At 72.6% G+C, this 24,290-nt stretch carries 17 protein-coding genes and 1 riboswitch; of the genes, 9 read left to right on the top strand and 8 right to left on the bottom strand.

The annotated features are described in order from the left end of the window. Window positions 1-112: 112 nt before the first annotated feature. The 3 genes from ACFYUV_RS28505 to ACFYUV_RS28515 form a co-directional block, all read right to left on the bottom strand. Window positions 113-1,447 carry a xylan 1,4-beta-xylosidase gene (locus ACFYUV_RS28505; RefSeq protein ID WP_387673054.1) on the bottom strand — a complete coding sequence of 445 codons (1,335 nt, stop codon included), beginning with the start codon at window positions 1,445-1,447 and terminating at the stop codon, window positions 113-115. A 205-nt stretch (window positions 1,448-1,652) separates the two neighbouring features. Beyond that, window positions 1,653-3,233 (bottom strand): carbohydrate binding domain-containing protein, encoded by a 1,581-nt coding sequence (locus ACFYUV_RS28510; RefSeq protein ID WP_352325889.1) that lies wholly within the window; start codon window positions 3,231-3,233, stop codon window positions 1,653-1,655. A 166-nt stretch (window positions 3,234-3,399) separates the two neighbouring features. Beyond that, on the bottom strand, window positions 3,400-6,969 hold the full coding sequence (locus ACFYUV_RS28515; RefSeq protein ID WP_387673056.1) for a discoidin domain-containing protein: 3,570 nt from the start codon (window positions 6,967-6,969) through the stop codon (window positions 3,400-3,402). Window positions 6,970-7,204: 235 nt separating this feature from the next. Here ACFYUV_RS28515 and ACFYUV_RS28520 point away from each other — a divergent pair, with 235 nt between their 5' ends. The 5 genes from ACFYUV_RS28520 to ACFYUV_RS28540 all read left to right on the top strand — a co-directional run bounded on the left by ACFYUV_RS28520 (window position 7,205) and on the right by ACFYUV_RS28540 (window position 13,218). Further along, window positions 7,205-8,197 (top strand): LacI family DNA-binding transcriptional regulator, encoded by a 993-nt coding sequence (locus ACFYUV_RS28520; protein WP_387673059.1) that lies wholly within the window; start codon window positions 7,205-7,207, stop codon window positions 8,195-8,197. A 141-nt stretch (window positions 8,198-8,338) separates the two neighbouring features. Continuing rightward, window positions 8,339-9,712 (top strand): ABC transporter substrate-binding protein, encoded by a 1,374-nt coding sequence (locus ACFYUV_RS28525; RefSeq protein WP_387673062.1) that lies wholly within the window; start codon window positions 8,339-8,341, stop codon window positions 9,710-9,712. Window positions 9,713-9,783: 71 nt separating this feature from the next. After that, on the top strand, window positions 9,784-10,704 hold the full coding sequence (locus tag ACFYUV_RS28530; protein ID WP_352325894.1) for a sugar ABC transporter permease: 921 nt from the start codon (window positions 9,784-9,786) through the stop codon (window positions 10,702-10,704). 2 nt (window positions 10,705-10,706) lie between these two features. Continuing rightward, window positions 10,707-11,666, top strand: coding sequence for a carbohydrate ABC transporter permease (locus ACFYUV_RS28535; protein WP_387673065.1), 960 nt, complete (start codon window positions 10,707-10,709; stop codon window positions 11,664-11,666). Window positions 11,667-11,700: 34 nt separating this feature from the next. Then, window positions 11,701-13,218: a glycoside hydrolase family 13 protein gene (locus tag ACFYUV_RS28540; protein ID WP_387673067.1), complete on the top strand. Its 1,518-nt coding sequence runs from the start codon at window positions 11,701-11,703 to the stop codon at window positions 13,216-13,218. Between the two features lie 62 nt (window positions 13,219-13,280). Here the strand turns inward: ACFYUV_RS28540 and ACFYUV_RS28545 are convergent, their stop codons facing one another. After that, window positions 13,281-14,261, bottom strand: coding sequence for an endonuclease/exonuclease/phosphatase family protein (locus ACFYUV_RS28545; RefSeq protein ID WP_387673246.1), 981 nt, complete (start codon window positions 14,259-14,261; stop codon window positions 13,281-13,283). A 46-nt stretch (window positions 14,262-14,307) separates the two neighbouring features. Further along, window positions 14,308-16,575, bottom strand: coding sequence for a WD40 repeat domain-containing serine/threonine protein kinase (locus ACFYUV_RS28550; RefSeq protein ID WP_387673069.1), 2,268 nt, complete (start codon window positions 16,573-16,575; stop codon window positions 14,308-14,310). Window positions 16,576-16,711: 136 nt separating this feature from the next. Between ACFYUV_RS28550 and ACFYUV_RS28555 the strand changes: the two genes are divergently transcribed. Further along, window positions 16,712-17,182: a PPOX class F420-dependent oxidoreductase gene (locus ACFYUV_RS28555; protein ID WP_387673072.1), complete on the top strand. Its 471-nt coding sequence runs from the start codon at window positions 16,712-16,714 to the stop codon at window positions 17,180-17,182. A gap of 83 nt (window positions 17,183-17,265) precedes the next feature. Here the strand turns inward: ACFYUV_RS28555 and ACFYUV_RS28560 are convergent, their stop codons facing one another. Next, the gene (locus ACFYUV_RS28560) at window positions 17,266-18,072 is read right to left on the bottom strand and encodes an alpha/beta fold hydrolase (protein ID WP_387673074.1); all 807 of its coding nucleotides are present in this window, start codon (window positions 18,070-18,072) and stop codon (window positions 17,266-17,268) included. Between the two features lie 97 nt (window positions 18,073-18,169). After that, entirely contained in the window at window positions 18,170-19,648 is a 1,479-nt protein-coding gene (locus tag ACFYUV_RS28565) for a hypothetical protein (protein ID WP_387673075.1), read from the bottom strand. A gap of 125 nt (window positions 19,649-19,773) precedes the next feature. On the opposite strand from ACFYUV_RS28565, the gene ACFYUV_RS28570 reads away from it, so the two are divergent. After that, window positions 19,774-21,105, top strand: a complete 1,332-nt coding sequence (locus ACFYUV_RS28570; RefSeq protein WP_387673078.1) for a hypothetical protein — start codon at window positions 19,774-19,776, stop codon at window positions 21,103-21,105. Window positions 21,106-21,163: 58 nt separating this feature from the next. Further along, complete coding sequence (locus tag ACFYUV_RS28575; RefSeq protein ID WP_387673081.1) at window positions 21,164-21,667, top strand: NUDIX domain-containing protein; 504 nt, start codon at window positions 21,164-21,166, stop codon at window positions 21,665-21,667. Window positions 21,668-21,702: 35 nt separating this feature from the next. Here ACFYUV_RS28575 and ACFYUV_RS28580 read toward each other — a convergent pair whose 3' ends face one another. After that, the gene (locus ACFYUV_RS28580) at window positions 21,703-23,157 is read right to left on the bottom strand and encodes a glycine hydroxymethyltransferase (RefSeq protein WP_387673082.1); all 1,455 of its coding nucleotides are present in this window, start codon (window positions 23,155-23,157) and stop codon (window positions 21,703-21,705) included. A gap of 22 nt (window positions 23,158-23,179) precedes the next feature. Further along, window positions 23,180-23,266, bottom strand: a riboswitch (ZMP/ZTP riboswitch). A gap of 82 nt (window positions 23,267-23,348) precedes the next feature. Between ACFYUV_RS28580 and ACFYUV_RS28585 the strand changes: the two genes are divergently transcribed. After that, entirely contained in the window at window positions 23,349-24,281 is a 933-nt protein-coding gene (locus tag ACFYUV_RS28585) for a MerR family transcriptional regulator (protein WP_387673085.1), read from the top strand. Window positions 24,282-24,290: the final 9 nt, after the last annotated feature.

Genomic DNA, 24,290 nt, shown 5'->3' on the forward strand with positions numbered 1-24,290 from the left:
ATGGATTGACGCGGGATCTTGCGCATCGTGTCAAGGCGAGTCAGCCGGATCAATGGCGGCCGTCATACCGGACCGCCATCTCGCCCGCGTGATCACCGCGCGCCGCCTCCGGCTAGCGGTCGCTCCACTTGATCTCGTACGGCTTGAGCGTCAGCTCCTTGCCGTCGACCGTCGTGGTGACCTGCTTGTCCGTGGTGTTGACTGCGAGGAGCTGCCGGGGCTGGGCCAGCACCCGCACCCGCGGGTCGGAGGACGTGACCGGCTCCAGCTCGGCCCCCGCCGGGAACCAGCGGGTGAAGTCGCTGACCAGCTTGCCGGTGGGCATCAGCGCGCCCGTGCGCGGCTCCCACATGCAGGCCCGGCACTCGCCGTCCTTGGCCTGCGGGTTCCAGTACAGGGCGGTGCTCGCGCCGCTCCGGGCGAACTCCATCATCGAGACGGCCTGCACGGCCAGCCGCATGGGCTCGTCCCAGACGGTGCCGTCCTCGGGCACGAAGTACCACTCCGACCACCACACCGGCAGGTCGCCGGCCTTCTCGCGCAGCCACTTGGTGATCGCGCCGAACTTGCCCAGGGCGCCGAACGCGTCGGGCAGCAGCTCGTGGGTCTCGGTGGGGGAGGCGCCGTCCACGACGACGAAGTCGGCGCCCTTCTTGTTCTTGAACCAGTACTCGAAGGCGTCGAGGGCGTGCTGGTTGACCGCTCCCCACGGGCCGCGCAGCTCGGTGTCGCCCTTGCTGTCGCTGTCGAAGCCCAGGTACGGCCCGCCGATCTTGGCGTCCGGACGGACCGCCTTCACCGCGTCGTACACCTTGTTGTACAGCTCGGTGTAGCCCTTGTAGTCCGCGGGCTTCTTGTGGTCCCGCCAGAAGCCCTTGAACTCGTTCCAGACCATGAAGTACTTGACGTCCCGGTAGCGCTCGGCCACGGTCGCCGCCAGTTTGGCGAAGTCGTCGAAGTGCTCCGGGTACGGCGCGTCCTCCAGGTGCTCCTTCCAGGCCGACTCCTCGGTCGGGCCCTCGGGGCCGCCCTTCATCCAGTCGGGGGCGCAGCACAGCGTGAGCACGCCGGTGCCGCCGGACTCCCGCATGAAGTTCGTCCGGCTGTCGAGGTCCTCCCAGAAGTACTCGCCCCGCCGCGGCTCGGGGTTGAGCGCCCCGAAGCCCATGATGTGCTGGTTCTGCAGCATCGGCGTCTCGGACAGCGCGCGGGCGACGTCCTGCTCCAGGCGCGGGGTGATGTTGTTGGCGCTGACGCCGGTGTGGGTCAGGCCCCAGCGCGGCCAGTCGGCGTCCACGGGCGGCGGCTTCAGCGCCTCGGCGGTGGCGGCGGGCGAGGACGCCGGCGGCGGCTGGGCGCCGGTGGTCTCCTGGCCGGCGGTGGCGCCGAGGGAGCAGCCGGCCGCGAGCAGCGCCATGGCGGCGAACCCGATGACGCAGGTGGCCAACCGGCCAGAACGCCGCGCCGCCGCCCTCCCGCTTACTGTTGACACCTGAATCCCCACCTGGTCCTCGGCGCTTTTTGCCTAGAGCGTTCCATGCCCCCGCAAACGCGGCAAACTAGTGGGCCGGATTCACAGCCAAGCGTTATCTCGCGGACACGGCGGCGCTTCCGGCGCCCCTGGCGCGCCGGAAGGCCGCCGCGTCCTGTCCCTAGCGGCCCTGCAGGCCCTTGACGTTGTCCCCGAACGTCCAGCCCTTAGAGCCGTCCCAGTTGATCGACCAGGTCATCAGGCCCTTGAGCTGGCCGTTGAAGGCGTTCCAGCCCTGCGAGACCAGCGAGGGGGCCATGTACCCGCCGCCGGCGCCCGGCTGCGCGGGCAGGCCCGGCACCTGCTTGTCATAGGGCACGGTGATCGTCGTGCCCTGGATGGTCAGGCCGTTGTTCAGGCAGGTGGTCTGGACGGTGAAGCCCTGCACGGTGCCGGCGGAGTAGGAGTCGCCGGAGCAGCCGTACATGCTGCCGTTGTAGTACTGCATGTTCAGCCACCACAGGCGGCCGTTGTCGGCGTACTTCTTGATGATCGGCAGGTACGCGCCCCAGATCGACCCGTACGTCACGCTGCCGCCCGTCACGTACGCCGTCTCCGGCGCCATGGTCAGGCCGAACCCGGCCGGCATCTGGGCGAGCACGCCGTCGATGATCCGGATGAGGTTCGACTGCGAGGCGGAGAGCTGGGTGATGCTGCCGCCGCCGGTCAGGCCGGTCTCGATGTCGATGTCGATGCCGTCGAAGTTGTACTTCTTCAGGATCGGCACGACGGTCGCCACGAACCGGTCGGCGACGGCGCTGGAGCCGAGGTCGATGCCGGCCGCCGCGCCGCCGATGGACATGAGGATCGTCGCGCCCGCGGCCTTGGCCTGGCACATCTCGGCCGGGGTGGCGACCTTGACGGTGGCGTCCATGCCGTCCTCCCACAGCACGGTGCCGTCGGAGCGGATGACGGGGAACGCGGCGTTGATCACGTTGTAGCCGTGCGCCTTGATGCGCGGGTCGGTGATCGGGATCCAGCCGAGCGGCGGGTGCACGCCGTTGATCGCGCCGTCCCAGTTCTCCCAGTAGCCCTGGATCACCTTGCCGGCCGGCCGCGGCTTGGTCGGGCAGGTGGTGTCGGTCGGCGTCACGGTCGGCGTGACCGTGGGCGTCACGGTCGGGGTCACGGTGGGCGTGACGGTCGGGGTCACGGTGGGGGTGACCGTGGGCGTCACGGTCGGGGTGACCGTCGGCGTGATCGTGGGGGAGGCGGTGCCGCCGGGGCCGTCGAAGCTGACGTCGTCGGCGTAGTAGGTGCCCTGCCCGTACCAGCCGTGCAGGAAGATGACCGCGGTGCTCTGGCTCGCGGTGGTCGTGAACGACACGGTGAGCTGCGTGTACGCCCCCGCCGACGACGTCCAGGAGGAGGAGCCGCCGGTCACGCCGAGGTAGACGTAGCTGCCGCGCACCCAGGCGCTCAGCGTGTACGTCGTGCTCGGCCGCACCGACACCGACTGGGTGCACTGCGCGGTGTCGGACCCGCTGGCCGCCGCGGCCAGCGCCTTGGTGCCGGAGTGGACCGGGGTGGAGACCACCGACCCCAGCCCGCCGGTGCACGACCACGGCGACAGGGATCCGGTCTCGAAGTCCGGATTGGTGAGGAGGTTGGCCGCCTGGGCGGAGGTCTGGACGACGAGGACGCCCAGTGCCGCCAGGACGGAGGCCAGCAGCACGACGAGGAGACGGCGCGTTCGCTTCATGGTGGACAACCCTTTCGTCGCCCGAGCGCGGGCCCGCGACCAGCGGGTTCATCGGATTATGTAAAGAAACTTTAAAGTTGTCCACGGAGCTTGCATACCATTTGGGTCATATCGCGGACGTGCCGTCCGGGCCCCCGCGGACCCGGACGGCACGTCGGGGACGGGCTCAGTTCACGTCGAGGGTGAACGTGCTCGTCGTGTTGCGGATGTTCGTCGCGTTGTCGCTCAGCCGCAGATTGCCGAACGTCGCCGAGCCGACCGCCGGGCCCTGCCCCGGCTCGGGCAGCTCGTTGACCCAGATGCCGAAGCCCGACTTGGCGTCGAAGGCGTCGCCGCTGCGGTGCGCCCCCGAGATCGACACGTTCGTGAACACGGTGTCGGTGACCGGGTTCAGCGGCGTGCCCGGGCTGGAGTAGCCGGTCTGGAACATGATCCCGCTGTAGGTCGGGTCCACGATGTCCACGTCGGTGACCCGGATCGCGGTGAACTTCTTGGAGGCGGAGAAGATCCACATCGCCGGGAACGTCTGCTGCCCCCAGAAGTGCCCGCCGGCGCGGACGAGCGAGATGTTCTCGAACTTCGTCTGGCCTGGCCCGAAGTCCCGCATCGGGATGCCGAAGTCCAGCGAGCTGATCGTGATTCCCGAGTAGACCAGGGTGTCGGCGATGTAGGCGTTGCGCACGACGTTGTTCTGGCCGCCGTACACCGCGACGCCCGCGGCCCGCCAGGTCAGCAGCGAGGTGATGTTCTCGAAGACGTTGCCCGACTGGTCGGCGTTGACGTTGTCGATCGCCGCGAACAGCGCGAAGCTGTCGTCGCCGGTGGCCCGGGTCTCGACGTTGGTGATCAGGTTGTTCGTGCTGCCGTTGGTGAAGTTCGCGCCGTCGGCGAAGGTGTTCCTGATGCGCGAGTTCCTGATCGTGACGTGGTCGACGTTCGTTCCCCAGAACATGCAGATCTGGTGCTCGACCCAGATGTCGTCGATCGTGATGTTCGAGACCTTCGACAGGTCGAAGATCTTGCCGGGGCCGTCGATGCGCGAGGTGTAGTTGCCGAAGTGGGCGAACCCGGCGAACGTCGAGCCGTTCGACGACGCCTCGGTGCGCCAGCCGACGTCGGTGCCGTCCTGGCCCGAGGGCGAGACGAACCTGGTGTACCAGGGGCCCGCGCCGACCACCCTGACGGCCTTGCCGTACACCTGGAACTTGCCCGTCGTCTGGTACGTGCCCGCGGGCAGGTAGACGCCGGTCAGGTTGGCGTCCTGGCGCGCCTTGTCCAGGGCGTTCTGCACGTCCTGCTGGGAGAACCCGGCCGGCACGGCGTAGTGCGCGGGGTCGGGGTTGGCGGCCGGCGAGACCTGCTCCAGGCTGACGAAGTCGACGGCGTAGGTCGTGCTGTTGGCCGGGTCCTTCTGCAGCCTGATCCTGCTGCCCTTGGGGACCGTGGCGTTCAGCATGACGTTGGCCTCGTCGTAGATGTGGCGGGCCGGGCCGGCGCCGGGGGAGTTGCCGGGGCTCGCCTCCGCGCCGTACAGCCAGGCGTACTTCGAGGTCAGGTCGATGGCCTTGTGGAAGGCGCCGTTGACGTAGATGTTCAGGGTCGAGCTCGTGCCGCCGCCGCCCGGGGCGTCCGGGATGGAGAAGCGGGTGACCAGGGTGTTGGTGTCGGCCTTGGTGGTCCATTCGACGTAGGAGCCGGTCTGGTTCAGCGTCACCGCGCGGCGGCCCGACGCCTCGCCGGCCACCGTGCCGACGTCCCTGCTCGGGCCGACGACCTGCGCGCCGCCGCCGGTCACGCCGTCCTCGGCCTCGTAGGTGTCGTACGGCATGTTCGCGCCGCGGCCGACGAAGAGCTGCTGGACGCTGGTGTTGTTGGCCTGCTTGACCGGCAGCTCGTTGGCGTCGTTCGCGATGACGGTCTTCACCGTGTACCTGCCGTTGGCGGCCGTCCAGGTGCCCAGGGACACGGGGGCGGTGGTGGCGCCGGCCGCGATCGCGCCGCTGTGGGCGCCGGTCAGGGTCCTGACGACCGTGCCCGCCTCGTTCGCGACGGTCAGCGTGACGCCGTGCGCGCCGGCGGCGGAGGCCACCGTGCCCTGGTTCCTGATCGCGACCGAGAAGGCGACCGCGCTGCCGGCGGCCGGGTTGCCCGGCGTCCAGGAGACCGGCGCGGCGACCAGGTCGGAGGTGTCCACCGGCTTGACGACCAGCGGGGACGGGCCGGTGAGGGAGTTGTTGGACTCGTTCTGCTCGATGACGGTCCCGGCGTCGTCGGCCTTGGCGGTGACCGGGTAGCTGCCGGCGTCCCGGGCGCCGATGTTCGCGGTCACGGTCGCCGAGGCGCCCGCGGCCAGCGCGCCCACGTTCGCCGTGGCGACCTTGCCGGCGCCGAGGGAGAAGGCGACGTCGGTCGCGGCCGACGCCGCGTTGCCGGCGTTCCTGACCACGGCCGACAGCGTGACCGCGTCGGTCTCCACCGGCGCCTGCGGCGACCAGGACAGGGAGGTCACGGTCAGGTCGGGGTTCGGCGCGGGCACGCCCATGACCTGCAGCTCGGCCACCTGCCCCGCCGGGGCCCCGGTGTTGGCCGTGAACGAGAGCCGCACGTCGGCCACCCGCGCGCCGACCGGCACCGTCACCGTGTTGCCCGAGCCCGGATTGAACGTGTAGGCCGCCGAGGAGACCAGGTTCGTGAACCCCGAGGCGCCCTGCTCCCTGCCGAGCACCTGGAACGTCTGGGTGCGGGTGCTCCACACGGCGGCCGGGTCCAGCCTGACCACGACCGAGGAGACGTCGGCGTTCGCGCCGAGCTGCACGGTCAGCGTGTTCGGATAGCTGCCGCCCGCGCCCTCCCAGTACGTCGTCACGCTGTTGTCGTTGGCGTTGGCGGCGACGTAGGTGTGCACGTAGGAGGAGGCGGTGATCGGCTTGCCGGCGGCGAGGTTGGAGCCGCCGCCACCGCTGCCGGTGCGGGTGACGGTGTTGCTCGCCGGGGACTGGTTGCCCGCCGCGTCCCTGGCCTTGACCTGGTAGGAGACCGTCAGCGTGCCGGGCTGGGCGTCGGTGTAGGTCAGCACGTTCCCGGCCACGCTGCCGCGCAACGCGTTGTTGGCGTAGACGTCGTAGCCGGTCACGCCCACGTTGTCGGTGGCGGCGGTCCAGGTCAGCCTGATCTGCCCGGCGACCGGCTCGGTGAAGGCCAGGCCGCCGGGCGCGGACGGGGCCTGGGTGTCGCCCGAGCCGGGGCCGCGCACCTCGAACTCCGAGATCTGGGCGGCGGGCCAGCCGGTGTTGGCGGTGACGGTCACCCGGACGTACCGGACGGTCGCCGCGGTGAAGGTGATCGTCGCCGCCGGGGCGAACGTGCGCACGGCCGAGGCCGAGAGCGTCGTGAGCGGCGAGCCTTCGGTGCCGCCCTGCACCGTCAGCGTCTGCGTCCTGGACTCCCACGTGGAGGGCAGCTTCAGGACCACCTCGTTCACGCTGACGGCCGAGCCGAGGTCCACCTGGATCCATTGGGGGAAGGCGTTGTTGGCGCTCTCCCAGTAGGTGGCCTGGTCGCCGTCGGTGGCGTTGCCGCCGCCGTAGACGTCGGTGGTGCTGCTCACCGTGACCGGTTTCCCGGCCGCCAGGTTCGGGCCCGCGGCCGCGGCCGGTGGGGCCGTCCAGCCGATCAGGGCCAGGGCGACGGCCACGGCCGCCGCGAGCGGTCGTAAGAGGGAGGGCTTGCGTCTCATGGGGGGTGTCACCTCTCGTCGGGCTGGGAGGGTTGCCCGCACCTTAAGTTGACTCCTAGAAATCCGCAATGTTTCTACTTCGTTTCGCAAATATGCGACTAAGACGTGATTTCGCGGGCCCGGCGAACGAAGCAGGTCGTGACCCGTGCGGAAGCGGCGGAAAACCCGCTCATCGCCCGCAAGGACGGGCGCAAGCTGTTGCAAGTCTTTGCGGGATTGGCCGTATAGTTTGCGCATGACCCGACGACTCGGAGACGTGGCCAAGAAGGTCGGCATGAGCGAGGCGACCGTGAGCCGGGTGCTCAACGGCAAGCCCGGCGTGTCGGAGGCCACCAGGGAGGCCGTGCTCACGGCCCTCGACGTGCTCGGGTACGAGCGCCCCACCCGGCTCCGCGGCGACCGCGCCCGGCTGGTCGGCCTGGTGCTGCCCGAGCTGCAGAACCCGATCTTCCCGGCGTTCGCCGAGGTCGTCGGCGGCGCCCTGGCCCAGCAGGGCTTCACCTCCGTGCTGTGCACCCGCACGGTCGGCGGGGTGAGCGAGGCCGACTACGTGAGCCTCCTGCTCTCCCAGCAGGTCAGCGGCGTCGTCTTCGCCGGCGGCCACTACGCCCAGGCCGACGCCTCCCACGAGCACTACGAGCTGCTCTACGAGCGCAGACTGCCGACCGTCCTGGTCAACGCCGCCGTCGAGCACCTGGGGTTTCCGCAGGTGTCGGCCGACGACGTGGTGGCCGCCGAGATCGCGCTCGGCCACCTGCGCAGCCTGGGTCACGAGCGGGTGGGCCTGGTGCTCGGGCCGCGCGACCACGTGCCGTCCCGGCGCAAGCTCGCCGCCGTGGCGGGGCAGGTCGATCCCGCGCTGGTCGAGCACAGCATGTACTCGCTGGAGGGTGGCCACGCGGCGGCCGCCAGGCTGGTCGCCAGGGGCGTGACCGGCATCGTGTGCGCCAGCGACGTGCTCGCGCTCGGCGCGGTGCGGGCCGTGCGCCGGGCCGGCCTGTCGGTGCCGGCGGACGTCTCGGTCGTCGGGTTCGACGACTCGGCCCTGATGAACTGCACCGACCCGCCGCTGACCACCGTGCGGCAGCCGATCGACGCCATGGGCCGGGCCGCCGTCGACCTGCTCATCGCGCAGATCGACAAGCACGTGGTGCCCGCCGACGAGCTGCTCTTCGACCCGGAACTGGTGGTCAGGGCCTCGACGGGACGGGTTCGCGGCTCGTCCTGAGAACGACTTCCGGTGACCTAGTCGTTATCTTGCAACCCTATGTCGAAACATTGCGGACATCTGAGGGATCTGCCATTGTGAGCGCACAGCGGGGCGCCTCACCGTCCCCCGGCTTCGTCAAGCTTCGGAAGGGTCAGATCGATGAAGAGATCGGACTATCGCAGGACTGTGGGGCTGCTCGTGGCGGCAGGCCTGAGCATGAGCGCCGTGGCCTGCGGCAGTGGCGACGACACCAAGCCCGAGGCGCAGGGCAGCGCCTCCGGCGCCGCGCAGGTGAGCATCACCGTCGCCTGCCAGCCCGCGAAGTCCGCCCCCAAGGAGCGGCAGGCCTGGGACGACGACGTGGCCGCGTTCATGAAGGCCAACCCCGGCGTGACGGTCAAGAGCACCGACCAGCAGCCCTGCTTCGACCCCAAGACCTTCGGCCCGAAGCTGGCCGGCGGCCAGATGGAGACCGTGTTCGTGGTTCCGGTCACCAACTACGGCGACGTGATCGCCAAGGGGCAGGGCCTGGACATCACGCCGTACACCGGTGAGATCAAGAACTGGAACGACCTGCGCCAGGACGTCCGCGACCTGGTCACCAAGGACGGCAAGGTCTACGGCGTCCCCAACGTCCACTACAGCGTCGGCCTGGTCTACAACCGGGCGCTGTTCACCAAGGCCGGGCTCGACCCCAACAGCCCGCCCAAGACCTGGGCCGAGGTCCGCGAGGCGGCCAAGAAGATCGCCGCGCTCGGCGGCGGCGTCATCGGCTACGGCGAGTACTCCGGCGGCAACACCGGCGGCTGGCACTTCAACCAGGCCCTGTACGGCCGCGGCGGCGACATGGTCTCGGCCGACGGCAGGACCGCCGCGTTCAACTCGCCCGAGGGCAAGGCCGTGCTGCAGTTCCTCAAGGACCTGCGCTGGGTGGACAAGAGCACCGGCGCCAAGCTGTTCAACGCCTGGGAGCCCCTCATGCAGGCCATGGGCTCGGGCAAGGTCGGCATGATGCTCGGCGCCCCCGACGTCGTCACCGACGTGGTCAACAAGTTCAAGGGCGCCGCCACCGACTACGGCATCACCGGCTTCCCCGAGGCCAAGGCGTCGCTGAGCGGCGGGGAGGCGTTCTTCGTCAACCCCAAGGCCACGCCCGAGCAGGCCAAGGCCGGCCTGGCCTGGGTGAACTTCCGCTTCAACACCGTCGGCAAGGGCCGCTTCGACTTCGCCCGCGGCAAGTCGCTCGGCAACCCGGTCGGCGTGCCCGACAACGACGTCTACGGCGCCTCGCCCACCGGCAAGGCCATCCAGGAGGCCCGCAAGGCCAACGCCACCCTGCCGGTGGAGAACTACCAGCCGTACGTGGACGCCTCGGCCACCATCCCGCCCAAGATGGAGCCGCCGCACGCCCAGGAGCTCTACGCCATCCTCGACGTCGCCATGTCGGCCGTGCTGAGCCGCGAGGACGCCGATGTCGACCAGCTCCTCGCGGACGCCGAGACCAAGGCGAACGCCATGCTCGGCAAGAGCTGAGCGGAACGTGAGACCGGGGCGCCGCACCCGCCGGCGCCCCGGTACGTCGAGTCGGTGATCGGAGACACCCCATGAGCATTGCGACCGCCGGAGCCGCGCGACGGCCGAGGCCGCCCTCGCCGTTGCGCCGGGCGTTGCGGAGGAACCTGACGGCCTACGGGTTCATGGTCGGGGCGCTGTTCTGCTTCGTCCTGTTCTCCTGGTATCCCATCGTCCAGGAGTTCATCCTCAGCTTCCAGAAGACCGACCTGGTCAACGAGCCGGAGTGGGTCGGGCTGGACAACTTCAGGGCCGCCTTCGCCGACCCCGCCTTCGGGCCCGCGTGGCTGAACACGCTCATGTTCACCGTCCTCGCGCTGGTGCTCGGCTACGGGTTGCCGTTCGCGGTGGCGATCCTGCTCAACGAGCTCCGCCACTGCCGGGCCTACCTGCGGTTCGTGGTGTACCTGCCGGTCATGCTGCCCCCGGCCGTCGCGGTGCTGCTCTTCCGCTGGTTCTACGACCCCGACGTCGGCCTGTTCAACCAGATCCTCGGCTTCTTCTCGCTGCCCGGACTCAACTGGATCTACTCGACCGACACCGCGCTGCTCTGCCTGGTGCTCGTCTCGACCTGGATGAACATGGGCTCGGCGACCCTGATCTACCTCGCCGCGCTGCAGAACATCCCGCCCGACCTCTACGAGGCCGCCGAGCTCGACGGCGCCGGCGTCTGGAAGCGGATCAGGCACATCACGATCCCGCAGACCCGGCTGATCCTGCTGCTCATGCTGATGTTGCAGATCGTCGCCACCATGCAGGTCTTCATCGAGCCGTACCTGCTCACCGGCGGCGGCCCCGAGAACGCCACCGCCACCGTCGTCTTCCTGATGTTCCAGCAGGCGTTCACCTACAGCGACTACGGCGCGGGCGGCGCGCTGGGGATGATGCTCATGGTCGTGCTGCTCGCCTTCGCCGCCGTGCAGCTCCGGCTGACCCGCGAGGAGAAGGGCTGACCATGTCGAACGCCACCCTGCGACGCCCCGCCGCGCCGCCCTCGCCAGGACGCCGGGCCAGGAGACGGCCGCCCAGGCGCATCGAGGTGCAGTTCCGCACGATCATCTCCCCGCACCAGCTCAACAGCCGGTGGGGACGGCGGGTCTACTGGACGGTCCTGGTCGCGACGGTCGTCACGTTCACGGTCGTGTTCCTCCTGCCGATGTACTGGATGATCACCGGCGCGCTGAAGTCGGCCGAGGAGTTCGCCCAGGTGCCGCCCACGCTCTTCCCGAAGGAGCTGAACTTCGGGAAGTTCCTGGAGTCGTGGGAGCTGTTCGACATCGGCACGCTGCTGAGGAACACCGTCCTGTACGCCGGCGGCGGCTGGCTGATCACCATGTCGGTCGACGTCGCCGCCGCGTACGCGCTGTCGAAGCTGCGCCCGGCGTTCGGCAACGTCATCCTCGGCGCCATGCTGGCCACGCTGATGATCCCGCCGATGGTCGTGCTCATCCCCACCTATCTCGCCATCCACGACGTGCCGGTCCTCGGCTGGGACCTGCTGAACAACCCGTGGGGCCTGTGGCTGCCCGCCGCGGCCAACGGCTTCAACATCTTCCTGCTCAAGAGGTTCTTCGACTCCATCCCCCGCGAGCTGCTCGAAGCCGCCCAGATCGACGGCGGCGGCCCGTTCCGCATCCTGTGGTCGGTGGTGCTGCCGGTCTCCCGCCCGATCCTCGGCGTGACGTCGATCTTCACGATCGTCACCTCGTTCAAGGACTTCATCTGGCCGCTGCTCGTCATGAGCGACAGCGAGAAGATGACGCTCAGCGTGGGCCTGGCCCAGACCGCCGGAGCCGTGTCGCAGGACCAGGTCATGGGCGGCCTGGTGATCGCCAGCATCCCGACCGTCATCGTCTTCTTCATCTTCCAGCGGCACATCATGGCGGGACTCACCGCCGGCAGCCTCAAGGGCTGAGTGCCTCCACCTATGGCAAGGAGTTGTCTTCAGCATGTCCGAAACGTGGTGGCGGGGAGCCGCGATCTATCAGGTCTACCTGCGCAGCTTCGCCGACGGCAACGGTGACGGCGTGGGCGACCTGGCGGGGCTGCGGGCACGTTTGCCGTACCTGTCGGCGCTCGGGGTGAACGCGATCTGGCTCAACCCCTGGTATCCGTCGCCGCTGGCCGACGGCGGGTACGACGTGGCCGACTACCGGGACATCGACCCCGTGTTCGGCACCCTGGCCGAGGCGGAGGAGCTCATCGCCGAGGCGCACGCCCTGAACATCCGGATCATCATCGACGTGGTGCCGAACCACAGCTCGACCGCGAGCGCGTGGTTCCAGGAGGCGCTGCGCGACCCGTCCGTGCGCGACCGGTTCTGGTTCCGGGACGAGCCCGGCGAATGGCAGTCGATCTTCGGCGGCCCCGCCTGGACCCAGGTGCCCGACGGCCAGTGGTACCTGCACCTGTTCGACCCCGGCCAGCCCGACCTCAACTGGACCAACCCGGACGTCCACCGCGAGTTCCACGACGTGCTGCGCTTCTGGTACGACCGCGGCGTGGACGGCATCCGCATCGACTCGGCCGCCCTGCTCGCCAAGCCCGACGGCCTGACCGGCTCGTACGAGGACCTGGACGAGGTCCACGACGTCTACCGGAGCTGGCGCCTGATCAACGACGAGTACGACGGCCGCGTCCTGGTCGGCGAGGTCTGGCTGCCCGACCAGCAGCGCCTGGCCCGCTACCTGCGCTCCGACGAGCTGCACACCGTCTTCAACTTCCCGTTCCTGGCCTGCCCCTGGGAGCCCGCCGGGCTGCGCCAGGTGATCGAGCAGACCCTCGCCACCCACGCCCCGCTCGGCGCCCCGCCCACCTGGGTGCTGTCCAACCACGACGTCGCCCGCGTCGTCACCCGGTACGGCCGCGCCGACACCTCCTGGGACCACGCCGACCGCAGGGACGGCGCCCCCTCCGACCTGGAGCTCGGCTACCGCCGGGCGCGCGCGGCGGCGCTGCTGGCCATGGCGCTGCCCGGCGGCATCTACATCTACCAGGGCGAGGAGCTGGGCCTGCCGGAGGTGGACGACATCCCCGACGAGCTGCGCCAGGACCCGATGTGGCGGCGCTCGAACCACACGGTGAAGGGCCGCGACGGGTGCCGGGTGCCGCTGCCGTGGTCGGGCGACGAGCCGCCGTTCGGCTTCGGCACGGCCACGCCGTGGCTGCCGCAGCCGGACGCCTGGAACAAGCTCACCGTCGAGGCCCAGACCGCCGACCTGGGCTCGATGCTCAACCTCTACCGGGACGGGCTGCGCATCCGTGCCGAGCGGCTCGGCGACGGCACGCTCACCTGGCTCGACCTCGGGCCCGACGTGCTCGCCTTCACCCGGGACTCCGGTCTGACCTGCGTGGTCAACCTGGGCGCCGACCCGGTGCCGCTGCCCGCCCACGGCACGGTCCTGCTGGCCAGCGGCGCCCTGGACGGCGACCGCCTGCCCACCGACACGGCAGCCTGGATCGCCTGACACCGCCCGGCCCGTCCGGGGGTCCGTGCCCGGCCGGTCGGCGGACGCGGGCTTCCGGCGGGTCAGCTCTGGAGGCGGAGGTCGGCGAACAGGGCGCGGTGGTCGGAGCCGGGCAGGTCGAGGACGCGCACGTCCACCGCCCGCGCCCGTCCGTCCGTGAGCACGTGGTCGATTGCCACCAGCGGCGGGATCCGGCGCATCGGCCACGTGGGGACCAGCCCCTTGCCGGTGGCCGCCGCCGCGTCGGTGTAGCCGGTGCCCAGCAGCCGCCGGAACACGGCGTGGTCCAGCGTGGCGTTGAAGTCCCCGGCCAGGATCCGGGGCGCGCCCGTGGACGGCGCGGGCGGCAGCGTCCCGACCCCTGCCGCCCACTCCGGCACCGTCGAGGGCACCGGCGCCACCGGATGCACGACCACCACCTCCACCGCGCCGCCGGGCAGCGCCGCCTCCACGACCGGCATGTGGTGCCCGACCGGCTGGAACAGGCCCGTGCGCTCGCGCAGCGGGTGGCGCGCGTACACGCCGCTGCCGACCGGCCCCCACGTCTCCGGCTTGGTGACCTGGTACGGCAGCAGCGTCTCCAGCCCGGCCGCCGCCAGCCGGTCGCGTTCCGCCCAGGTCAGCTCCTGGAGGCTGAGCACGTCCACGTTCAGCGTGCGGACCAGGTCGACGATCGTGCGGGCGTCGCCGCGGCCGCCGTTGAGGTTGGCGGTCAGCACGCGCAACGGGCGGCCGGTCGAGGCGTCCGTACCGCCGGGCAGGGCGCGCGGGAGCACCAGCCAGGCCAGGCACACGCACACCGCCAGCATGACCGCGACCGCCGCCCGGCTGCGGGCCAGCGCGGCCGTCCCCAGCATCAGCAGCGCCGCCACCCCGAAGTACGGCGTGAAGGACACCAGCGGGACCAGCAGGACGCCCGACTCCAGGCCGCCGAGCCGGACCGCCGTCCCCGCCGCGAACAGGACCGCGACCGCCGTCGCCAGCCGCCGCCGCCAGACCCGGCGCGGACGCGTCCGCACGGGCTCCTTCACCACTTCGTCCATGAGCACAGCCGAACCCTAGGCCGCGATTCTTAAACCTGGATGAGCGTCAGGCGGGACCGAGGCTCCACGCGCTCAGCAGAGCGTCGCCGCCGCTGCCCACGACCACGGGACGGCCCTCCAGCTCGGCCAGCGCCAGGGCCCGCACCTCGGCGCCCGGCCCCGGGCCCAGCTCCCCGACGACCTTGCCGTCGGTCAGGCTCCAGACGCGGACGACCGTCTCGCCGCCGCCCGGCGCGTGCGCGACGACCGCGACGGGCCTGCCGCCGAGCGCGCCCACGACCAGCGCGGACGCCCCCCGGTCGTCGGGGCTGCGGCGGCTGAAGTTCCACTTCTTCCTGCGCCTGCCGGTCGCCAGGTCGTAGACGCGCAGGGTGGCGTCGAGGTGGGTGGAGACCAGGACGGGACGGCCGTCCAGCTCGCCGCAGGCGAGCAGCTCGATGCCGCCGATCTCGCCGGTCTTGTAGGTATGTGTCACCTTTCCGTCTGACAGGCGGCGCACCCGGACGCGGTTGGCGCCGTCGCCGGTGACCAGCACCTCCTCGTCGCCGAGGCGGCCGAACGCCAGGCCGTTGACGCCCTGGAAGTGGTCGGTGACGGCGGGGCCGATCTGGCGGCCGGTGGCGAGGTCCCACAGGCGGACGACGCTGTGCAGGTCCTTCAGGCTGTCGTACTTCTGGGTGACGGCGACCGCGCGTCCGGCGGTGGTGACGGCGATGACCGGGTCGGCCGCCTTCTTCGTGTGGAGAGCGCCGCCCGCCGGGTTCCACAGCCGCATCGCGCCGTCGCCGTGCCCGGACGCGGCCTTGCCGTCGGCGCAGGCCACGGCGGTCGCGGCGGCGCCGCCGTCGCCCAGCCTGCGCACGGGCGCGGACGCCGGGCCGAGGTCCCAGACGAGCACCGTGCCCTTGGACGTGCCGCAGACGACGGTGGCGCCGGCGGCGGCCAGGACGGCCGGCGTCCCGCTGCCCGCCGGCAGCGCCACGGGCTCCCTGACGGGCGCGCCGAACGGCTCGGCGGCGGGGGACCGGGTGGTGGACGCCGTGGGGGATCCGGTGGGCGACCCAGTGGGGGACTCCGTGGCGGACGTGCTGGGCGCTGGGCTCGTCGCCGCTGTCGTGGGCGTGGTCTGCGTCGTCGGCGTGCCCGTCGCCGGGGGGCCGGTCGGGTCGCCGGTGGGGCGGGGGGACGGGTCGTCGGCGAGGCCGTTCGCGGGGCGCAGAAGAAGGAAGGCGGACGCCGCCGCAGCCACCGCGGCCGTCGCACCGCCGACCACCACGGCCCGCCGGCTCACCCGCCGATCCGTACCCGGCCTGGTCGCCTCCCCACGAAACGCCGGCCCCGTCGCCCCAGCCAGGGCCGGCGGAACCGTCGCCCCAGCTCCGCCCCCGGCGGGCGGAACCGTCGCCCCAGGCCCGCGCGGCGGAACCGTCGCACCGGATCCGGGTCCGGCCGGACGGGCCGTCGCTCCGGCTCCGGGCGGGGGGATCGGCGCACCGGGCCCCGCGGTGCCGGGGGCGCTGATGAGGTGGCGGAGGAGGGCAGCGGGGGTGGGACGGGCGGCGGGGTCCTTGGCGAGGCAGGACCGGATCGGGTCCACCAGGCGGGCCGGCACGTCCGTGAGGTCGGGCGTCCCGCTCATGACCTTGTGCAGGATGGCGGCGACCGTCTCACCCGCGTACGGCGGATGGCCGGTGGCGGCGAACACCATCGTCCCCGCCCAGCTGAACACGTCGGACGCCGGCCCGACCCGCTCGCCCGCGAACTGCTCGGGCGACATGTACGCCGGCGTTCCCATCGGCGCCGAGGCCTGCGTCGTCGCGCCCAGGGCCTTGGCGATGCCGAAGTCGATGACGATCGGCCCCTCGGGCCCCATCAGCACGTTGCCCGGCTTGAAGTCCCGGTGCACGATCCCGGCCTCGTGGATGGCGGCCAGCGCGGTCAGCGTGGAGATCGCCAGCCGGTCCAGGGCGCCCCCCGTGCGCGGCCCCGACTCCCGGACGAGCCTCTGCAGCGTGTCGCCCGCGACGTACTCGCTCACGATGTACGGCCGCCCGTCGGCCACCCCCACGTCCAGCACGGCGGCCGTGCAGAACGCGGCCACCCGGCGCGCCGCCTCGGCCTCGCGCAGCAGGCCCCGGGTGACGTCGTCGTCCTGGGTCAGGTGGCTGTGCAGCAGCTTGATCGCGACCTCGCGGCCCGCGCCGTCGACGCCCTTGTAGACGACCCCCTGCCCGCCCGAGCCGAGCACGCCGAGCAGCCGGTGGTCGCCGATCCTGTCGGGATCGCCCGGCCGGAGCGGACGGACTTCCGGCATTCCGCTCCTCCCTTCGGGCGCGTACCGGCATATGCCAGCGAACCACACCATAGGGCCGCCTGGGCGAGCCCCGGAAGCCGGGGCCCGCGCCGGATGGCAGGATCGAAGCCGGCACCGCACAGGAAAGGCGTCCCGTATGGCTCCCAGGATCGCGACCGCCCGCCGCGTCGATCTGCCCGAACTGCTCGACTTCCTCCGCCCCCGGCACCACGGCCTGCTCTCGACGACCCGCGCCGACGGGCGTCCCCAGCTCTCGCCGGTCTCGTGCGGCGTCGACGACGAGGGCCGGATCGTGGTCTCCACCTACCCCGGGCGCGCCAAGGCCGCGAACGCCCGGCGCGACGAGCGCGTCTCGATGTGCGTCCTGTCCGACGACTGGGACGGCCCCTACGTCCAGGTGGACGGGCGAGCCGAGGTGCTGGACATGCCCGAGGCCCTCGACGCCCTGGTGGACTACTACCGGTGCATCGCCGGCGAGCACCCCGACTGGGAGGAGTACCGGCAGGCCATGCGCCGCCAGGACAAGTCGCTGATCCGGATCACGATCGACCGCTGGGGGCCGATCGCGACCGGCGGCTTCCCGGCGAACCTGACCCCCGGCGGCTGAGCGCCCGACCAGGAGCGAGCCACCAGGAGCGCGCCGCCCGGGGCCTGCCGCCCGGGGCCCGCCGCCTCGGCGGGCCTCCCGCGTCAGCGGGCCAGCACCTCGCGCAGCACGTCGGCGAACTCCTTCGGACGGTCGACGAAGCCGGTGTGCTCGCCGGGGAACACCACCGGCGGCGTGCCGAGCAGGTCGGCCAGCGCCTGCGCGGTGCGGTGCGTGAGCAGGCCGCCCGAGTCGGCCCCGACGCCCACGACGACGCGGGCCGGCCCGGCCTTCAGCGCCGCGACGTCGGGCACGTAGCGGGTGGTGCCGCGCAGCTCGTGCAGGAAGAAGTGGGCGGCGTCGGCCAGGTCCTGCTCGGGCGACTCGCTCGGCGGCGGGGCCGGGGCGTCCTCGCCGGGTTGGAAGCCCGCGGTGGCCATGAACTTCCCGAACGCCGCTCCCGGGCCCTCCCGGCGGAACGTCTCGATCATGTCGTCCACCTCGGCACGGCGCCGGGCCACGTCGGGCAGCAGCTCCAGCACGGGCGGCTCGTGCGCGACGAGGGTGCGCACGCGGGTGGGGTGGCGGGTGACCAGGGCGAGGCCGGTGACCGCGCCGCCGCTGCTGCCGAGCACGTCGGCCGACTCGGCGCCGAGCGCGTCGATGATCGCGAGCGCGTCGCCGGCCCGCAGGTCGGGGGTGGAGTCCTGGCCGGGGTCGTCGAGCGTGCTGCCGGCCACGCCGCGCGGGTCGTGGGTGACGACGGTGTGCTCGCCGGCCAGCTCCTCGGCCAGCGGGGCGAAGGGGGCGGCGTCCATCGGCGCGCCCACGAGCAGCAGCAGCGGGCCGCTGCCGCGGACGTGGTAGCGCAGGCGTCCGCCCGGTATGTCGAGAATGTGCGTGGTGCTCATCGGTGTGGGTCCTTCCGCGGAGTCGGGTGACACCAGGTTGGACCACCGGGGACGGGAGAACTCATCGGTCCGCGGGCTCCCTGTCGCAACGTGCCGATCAGAGCTCCTTGACCTCGTCGAACAGCTCCTCGACGGCCGCGACGATCCGCCGGGTCGCCAGGGAGGCGGTGTCCGGGCCGTCGAACGGGTGCGCCCCGTCCTCGGCGACGCCCTCGACGGTGGCGAGGTGGGCCCCCGGATGGCAGACGACGTCCGGCTCGGGCAGGTTGGCCAGCAGGAACTCGCCCTGGCTCGCCCGCGCCTGCGACGGGTGCGCCCCCCGCCGCACCCACCGCAGGCTCCCCGACCGGTCCAGACGGTAGACGCCGGGGCCGTGGGCGGCCGACACGCGTACGGGGGTGTCGCGGGCCAGGCGGACCCGGACGTGGAACGGCCCGCCCGGCCGGGCCGAGCGCAGCAGCGTGCGCTGGTTGAACTCCTGCGCGTCCCCCAGCCAGGTCACCGGCCCGCCGAGCATCACCGACAGGTGGGCCAGCACGAACGGGGGCAGCCCGGCGGCCTGCTGGTTGACCGACGCCACCTCGGTGCCCTCCTGGTGCCGCCACTTGATCGCCGTCAGGTGGACCCGTTCGCCCGGGGTGAGGATGGCCTCCACGCTGAACAGGCCGGCCGCGCCGTACCTGCGCCAGGCCCAGGACGCGATGCGCTCGGCGCACTCGATGAGCAGCGCGGCGGCGGGCGTCGGCCAGGGGCGCGACCAGTCGTCGCCCGTGCTGCGCATCGGCCCGGCGCCCAGTTCGGCGATCCCGGCCGAGGTGTGGGCGGGCCGGTCGGCGTACACCCGGACGCCGCCGTCGCGGTCGGGCACGCTGAGCACCGCGATCGTGCACGGCCACCCCGGCACGTACGCCGCCACCCGGTACGGCCCGAGCAGCCGGGCCGCGCGCGGCATGTCGTCCTCGCCCGCGACGACCACGGTGCCGTGCCGGTCCGCCCGCCGGCCCGCCTGCACCACCACCCGCTCGGTGCCGACCGCGCGCCGCAGCTCGGCCAGTCCGGGCAGCCGCTCGACGTGCACGCAGGGGACGCGGGCCACCGCCGGCACGCCGGCCGCCCGCAGCAGGTCGTCCAGCAGGTGCTTGGCCTCGATCGCGGCCCGCACGTCGGCGTCGATGGCCGCGACCACCCCGCCGGGGCCGGCCAGCTCGCGCAGGCGGGCGTTGTCGTACCAGGTGAAGACGACCGGCGGACGGTCCAGCTTGAGCAGGTGCCGGGCGGCCTCGTGCCGGACGCGGGGCAGCCAGGCGTGCCGCTCGGCGACCGACCGGGTCCTGGTGCGCTCCTCGGCGGCGACGACCATGCCGGGCAGCGCCGGGTCCCACGCCGAGTAGCAGCCGATGCTCAGCGCCGGGCGCAGCACCTCGACCGGGGCCGGGCCGGTGTAGCCGGTGCGCAGCGCGGTGCTGAACCGTTCGACGCAGACCAGCGGGCGGCCCGCCAGCGCGGCCGTCAGCTCCTCCTGCGCCGCCTCCTCCAGGCCGGTCTCGTGCCGGCCCGCGCCGTGCAGCCCGTCCATCAGCCCCTCCCTCGCCGTCCTGCGTACGGGGCCGTCCCGCGAGGGGCACGGCCCGCACTCTTGACGGTGAGCCACGTCCGGCGCACCGTCGAGGCCACAGTGATGTGAAGCGATGTGAAGATGAGATGCCGCCCCGCCGTACCCACCCAGTCGTCAACCGGGCGCTGGCGGCGTTGATCGAGCAGGCGGGCTGGACCCACGCGGCCACCGCGCGGCACGTCAACGCCGTCGCCGCCGAGAGTGGCGAGCGCGTGCACTACGACCGCTCGGCGGTCGGCCACTGGCTGACCGGCACGATCCCGCGTCCCGAGGCGGTGCGCGCGGCGGTCGAGGCGTTCCGCCGCCGCCTGGGCAGGCCCGGCCTGCGCCCGGCGCATCTGGGCTGGCCGGAGCCGGGCGGGCCGCCGTCCGCCGACGATCCCTGGCGTGGCGACCCGGTCGCCCGGCTCGCCGTGCTGGGCGAGGACGACCTGCTCAACCGGCGCACGTTCACCCTGGCCGCGTTGTCCGGCTTATCGGGCTTATCGGTCCTGGCCGCGCGGCGGGCGGGCGGCCGCGCGGCGGCCCGCCGGGCCGGCGCGGGCGACGTCGAACGGATCCGCGCCACCACCCGCGCCTTCGCCGACCTGGACGACCGCTACGGCGGCGGCCACGCCCGCGCCGCGGTCGCCGCCTACCTGTCCCGCGAGGTCACGCCCCTGCTGCACGGCACGACCGGCCGCCGCAGGCCCGACCTGTTCACCGCCGCCGCCGAGCTCAGCTACCTGGCCGCCTACATGGCCATGGACGCCGGCGCCCACGCCCTGGCCCAGCGCTACTACATCAGCAGCGTGCGTCTCGCCGACGAGGCCGCCGACCTGCTGCTGCGCGCCACCGCCCTGCGCAGCATGGCCGTCCAGGCGGCCGAGCTGGGCCACGACGGCGAGGCGCTGGCCCTGGCCGAGGCGGCCGCGTCCGCGCTGGCCGGGCACGGTCCCGCCCGCACCCAGGCGTGGATCACCGGCATGCGCGCCGAGACCCACGCCGCCGCCGGCACCCGCTGGGACGCGCTCAGGCTGCTCAGCCGTACCGAGACCCAGCTCGAACGCGCCGACTCCGTCCCCGAGTCGGAATGGACGGGCAACTACCGGCGCGAGTCCCTGGAGCACCAGATCGGCCTGACCCTCACCCAGCTCGGCGACCACGCCACCGCCGCCCGCCACTTCGCCGCGTCCATGCGGGCCAGACGGCCGGTCGAGCTGCGCACCCGTGCCCTGATCGGGCTGCGGGCCGCCCACTCCCTCCTCCGCGCGGGGGAGGTGGACCAGGCGGCGGCCACCGTCCTCGACCTGAGCGACGACATCCGGCTGATCTCCTCGGCCCGGGTCCGGGAGGAGCTGCGCGGCCTGCGTGCCGCCTGGCAACCCCACCGCGGCAACCCCCTGGTCAGCCGCGCGGACCGCTCGGTCGCGGGCTGACCCCATGGCACCGTCGTCCAGCCGGCCCGGTCGCCGGGCCGGGCTCTAGGATCGCGGCGTGATCAGGAACGCGTACTGCTCCTTCTGCGGCGCCGCCTTCGCCCCCGGCCAGCCCTGGCCCCGCACCTGCGCGGCCTGCGGGAACACCAGCTACCTCAACCCGCTGCCGGTCGCGGTGACGCTGCTGCCCGTCGACGACGGGCTGCTCGTCGTACGCCGGGACGTCGAGCCGCGCCGCGGCCGGCTCGCCCTGCCCGGCGGGTTCATCGACCTGGGGGAGTCCTGGCAGCAGGCGGCCGTGCGCGAGCTGCGCGAAGAGACGGGCGTGGTGGCCGAGGCCGCCGACGTCACGCTCTTCGACGTGGTCAGCGCCCCGGACGGAACCGTGCTGATCTTCGGGCTCGGCCCGCGCGTCACCGCGTCCGCGCTGCCGCCGATGGAGGCCACGGACGAGACGAGCGAGTGGCTGGTCATCGACGGGCCCGCCGAGCTGGCGTTCCCCGCCCACACCCGGGCGGCGGCCGCCTACTTCACGGGACGGGCCCGTCGCGGCCCGGAGTGAGCGGGCCGGAGTGAGCGGGGTGGGCGGCCGGTGGGTCAGCTCAGGTCGAGGCCCGGGTAGAGCGGGTGGGCGGCCAGCAGCTCGGCCGCCGCGGCGCGGGTCTTCTCGGCGGTGCTCTGCGGCAGGTCGTACTTCGCCTTGGAGGTGGCCGACGGCGTGGTGTCGGTCAGCACGCCGACGATCAGCTCGGCGACCTGGTCGAACTCCTGCGTGCCGAACCCGCGCGAGGTGAGCGCCGGGGTGCCGACCCGGATGCCCGAGGTGTACCAGGCGCCGTTGGGGTCGCGCGGGATCGCGTTGCGGTTGGTGACGATCCCGGCGTCGAGCAGCGCCGACTCCGCCTGCCGGCCGGTCAGCCCGTACGTGGACACGTCGAGCAGCACCAGGTGGTTGTCGGTGCCGCCGGTGACCAGCCGTACGCCGCGCCGCGCCAGGCCCTCGGCCAGGGCGACCGCGTTGCCGGCCACCGCCCGCGCGTAGTCGGCGAACGCGGACTGCCGCGCCTCGGCCAGGGCGACGGCCTTGGCCGCCATCACGTTGCCGAGCGGGCCGCCCAGCACCATCGGGCAGCCCCGGTCGATCGAGTCGGCGTACTCCCGTTGGCACAGCACCAGGCCGCCGCGCGGCCCGCGCAGCGACTTGTGCGTGGTGGTCGTCGTGACGTGCGCGTACGGCACCGGGTCGTGCACGCCGGTGAACACCTTGCCCGCGACCAGCCCGGCGAAGTGCGCCATGTCCACCATCAGGACCGCGCCCACCTCGTCGGCGATCTCCCGCATGCGGGCGAAGTCGATGCGCCGCGGGTAGGCCGAGTACCCGGCGATCAGCACCAGCGGGCGGAACTCGCGGGCGGTGGCGCGCAGCGCGTCGTAGTCGAGCAGGCCGCTCTCCGGGTCGGTGCCGTAGGAGCGCTGGTGGAACATCTTGCCGGAGATGTTGGGGCGGAAGCCGTGGGTCAGGTGCCCGCCCGCGTCCAGCGACATGCCGAGGGCCCGCTGGTCGCCCAGGGCCTTGCGCAGGGTCTCCCAGTCGTCCTCCGACAGGTCGTTGACGTGCCGCGCCCCGGCGGCGGCCAGGGCCGGGGCCTCCACCCGGTGGGCCAGGATGCCCCAGAACGCCACCAGGTTGGCGTCGATGCCCGAATGGGGCTGGACGTAGGCGTGCTCGGCGCCGAACAGGGCCTTGGCGTGGTCGGCCGCCAGCTGCTCGACGGTGTCGATGTTCTGGCAACCGGCGTAGAAGCGGTGGCCGATCGTGCCTTCCGCGTACTTGTCGGACAGCCACGTGCCCATCGTGAGCAGGACGGCCGGGGAGGCGTAGTTCTCGCTCGCGATGAGCTTCAGCGAGGCGCGCTGGTCGGCCAGCTCGGCGCGGATCGCGCCGGCCACGCCGGGCTCCACGGCGGCGATCACGTCGAGCGCGTTGCGGTAGGCGGCCGACACGGTGGCCGCGTCGTGGGCGCCGTAGGAATGGGGGTGCTCTTCAGCCATGACTTCTCCCGAGCCGTCGAAGTGAGGGCACCCAGGCGCGCGGCGACGTCCAGGACCGCTCCCCGGTGGTCAGTCCCACCTTACGATCACGCCGGTCACGATCCGAGGCTTGACACCACGGTCATCGGCCGGAGCCGCGCGACGAGGGAGGCGCTTGAGTCTCCACCAGGGGGAGACGTCAAGGTGGAGCCATGGACGGCGGCACCCTCTACACGATCGGCGACCTGGCGCGGCGGACCGGACTGCCGGTCAGGACCATCAGGTTCTACTCCGACCGCGGGATCGTGCCGCCGGTGGAACGCAGCCCGGCCGGCTACCGCCTCTATGACGCCGCCGCCGCGGCCCGCCTCGACCTCGTCCGCACGCTGCGCGACCTCGGGGTGGACCTGGTCACGGTCCGCAAGGTCGTGGACCGGGAGCTGACGCTCGCGCAGGTCGCGGCGGCGCACGCCGAGGCCCTGGCGGTGCGGATCCGCACGCTGCGGATGCGGCGCGCGGTGCTGACGGCGGTGGCCCGGCGCGGCTCGGGGCCCGAGGAGATGGAGCTCATGCACAGACTCGCAGGACTGTCGGAGGACGAACGCCGCCGCCTGGTCGGCGACTTCCTGGACGCCGCCGTCCCGGACGCCGGGCCGGGACTGGCGGGGATGCGGGTCTCGCTGACCCCCGAACTGCCGGACGACGCCGAGCCGGAGCAGGTGGAGGCGTGGCTGGAACTGGCCGAGCTGATGGCGGACCCGTCCTTCCGCGCGAAACTGCACGACCTGACCACCGACCACGCCACCGACCACGCCGCGGGCCATGGGGAAGGGATGCTGCGGGACGCCGTGTCGCGGGGCGTGTGGGCGGCGGGGAAAGCGCTGGCGGTGGGCGTGGATCCCGCCGCGCCCGAGTCCGCGCCGATCGTGGCGGCGGTCGCCGGCGAGTACGCACGCCTCCTGGGCCGTCCCGACGACGCCGGCCTCCGGCAGCGGCTGCTGGCCAGGCTGACGGCGGCGAACGACCCCCGCAGGGAGCGCTACCTCCGCCTGCTCGCCGTGATCAACGCCTGGCCGCCCCCGGCCCCGTCGGCCCCGGCCTTCGACTGGCTCGACACGGCCCTGCGCACCCACCCGGCCCCCTGAACCCGGGCC

The organism is Nonomuraea sp. NPDC003560, from assembly GCF_042878785.1.
Classification (GTDB): Bacteria; Actinomycetota; Actinomycetes; order Streptosporangiales; family Streptosporangiaceae; genus Nonomuraea.

Coding starts and splice junctions, on each gene's coding strand:
- ACFYUV_RS28510 (WP_352325889.1), bottom strand. CDS start 3,233: ATGAAGCGAACGCGCCGTCTCCTCGTCGTGCTGCTGGCCTCCGTCCTG.
- ACFYUV_RS28515 (WP_387673056.1), bottom strand. CDS start 6,969: ATGAGACGCAAGCCCTCCCTCTTACGACCGCTCGCGGCGGCCGTGGCC.
- ACFYUV_RS28520 (WP_387673059.1), top strand. CDS start 7,205: ATGACCCGACGACTCGGAGACGTGGCCAAGAAGGTCGGCATGAGCGAG.
- ACFYUV_RS28525 (WP_387673062.1), top strand. CDS start 8,339: ATGAAGAGATCGGACTATCGCAGGACTGTGGGGCTGCTCGTGGCGGCA.
- ACFYUV_RS28530 (WP_352325894.1), top strand. CDS start 9,784: ATGAGCATTGCGACCGCCGGAGCCGCGCGACGGCCGAGGCCGCCCTCG.
- ACFYUV_RS28535 (WP_387673065.1), top strand. CDS start 10,707: ATGTCGAACGCCACCCTGCGACGCCCCGCCGCGCCGCCCTCGCCAGGA.
- ACFYUV_RS28540 (WP_387673067.1), top strand. CDS start 11,701: ATGTCCGAAACGTGGTGGCGGGGAGCCGCGATCTATCAGGTCTACCTG.
- ACFYUV_RS28545 (WP_387673246.1), bottom strand. CDS start 14,261: ATGGACGAAGTGGTGAAGGAGCCCGTGCGGACGCGTCCGCGCCGGGTC.
- ACFYUV_RS28550 (WP_387673069.1), bottom strand. CDS start 16,575: ATGCCGGAAGTCCGTCCGCTCCGGCCGGGCGATCCCGACAGGATCGGC.
- ACFYUV_RS28555 (WP_387673072.1), top strand. CDS start 16,712: ATGGCTCCCAGGATCGCGACCGCCCGCCGCGTCGATCTGCCCGAACTG.
- ACFYUV_RS28560 (WP_387673074.1), bottom strand. CDS start 18,072: ATGAGCACCACGCACATTCTCGACATACCGGGCGGACGCCTGCGCTAC.
- ACFYUV_RS28565 (WP_387673075.1), bottom strand. CDS start 19,648: ATGGACGGGCTGCACGGCGCGGGCCGGCACGAGACCGGCCTGGAGGAG.
- ACFYUV_RS28570 (WP_387673078.1), top strand. CDS start 19,774: ATGCCGCCCCGCCGTACCCACCCAGTCGTCAACCGGGCGCTGGCGGCG.
- ACFYUV_RS28580 (WP_387673082.1), bottom strand. CDS start 23,157: ATGGCTGAAGAGCACCCCCATTCCTACGGCGCCCACGACGCGGCCACC.
- ACFYUV_RS28585 (WP_387673085.1), top strand. CDS start 23,349: ATGGACGGCGGCACCCTCTACACGATCGGCGACCTGGCGCGGCGGACC.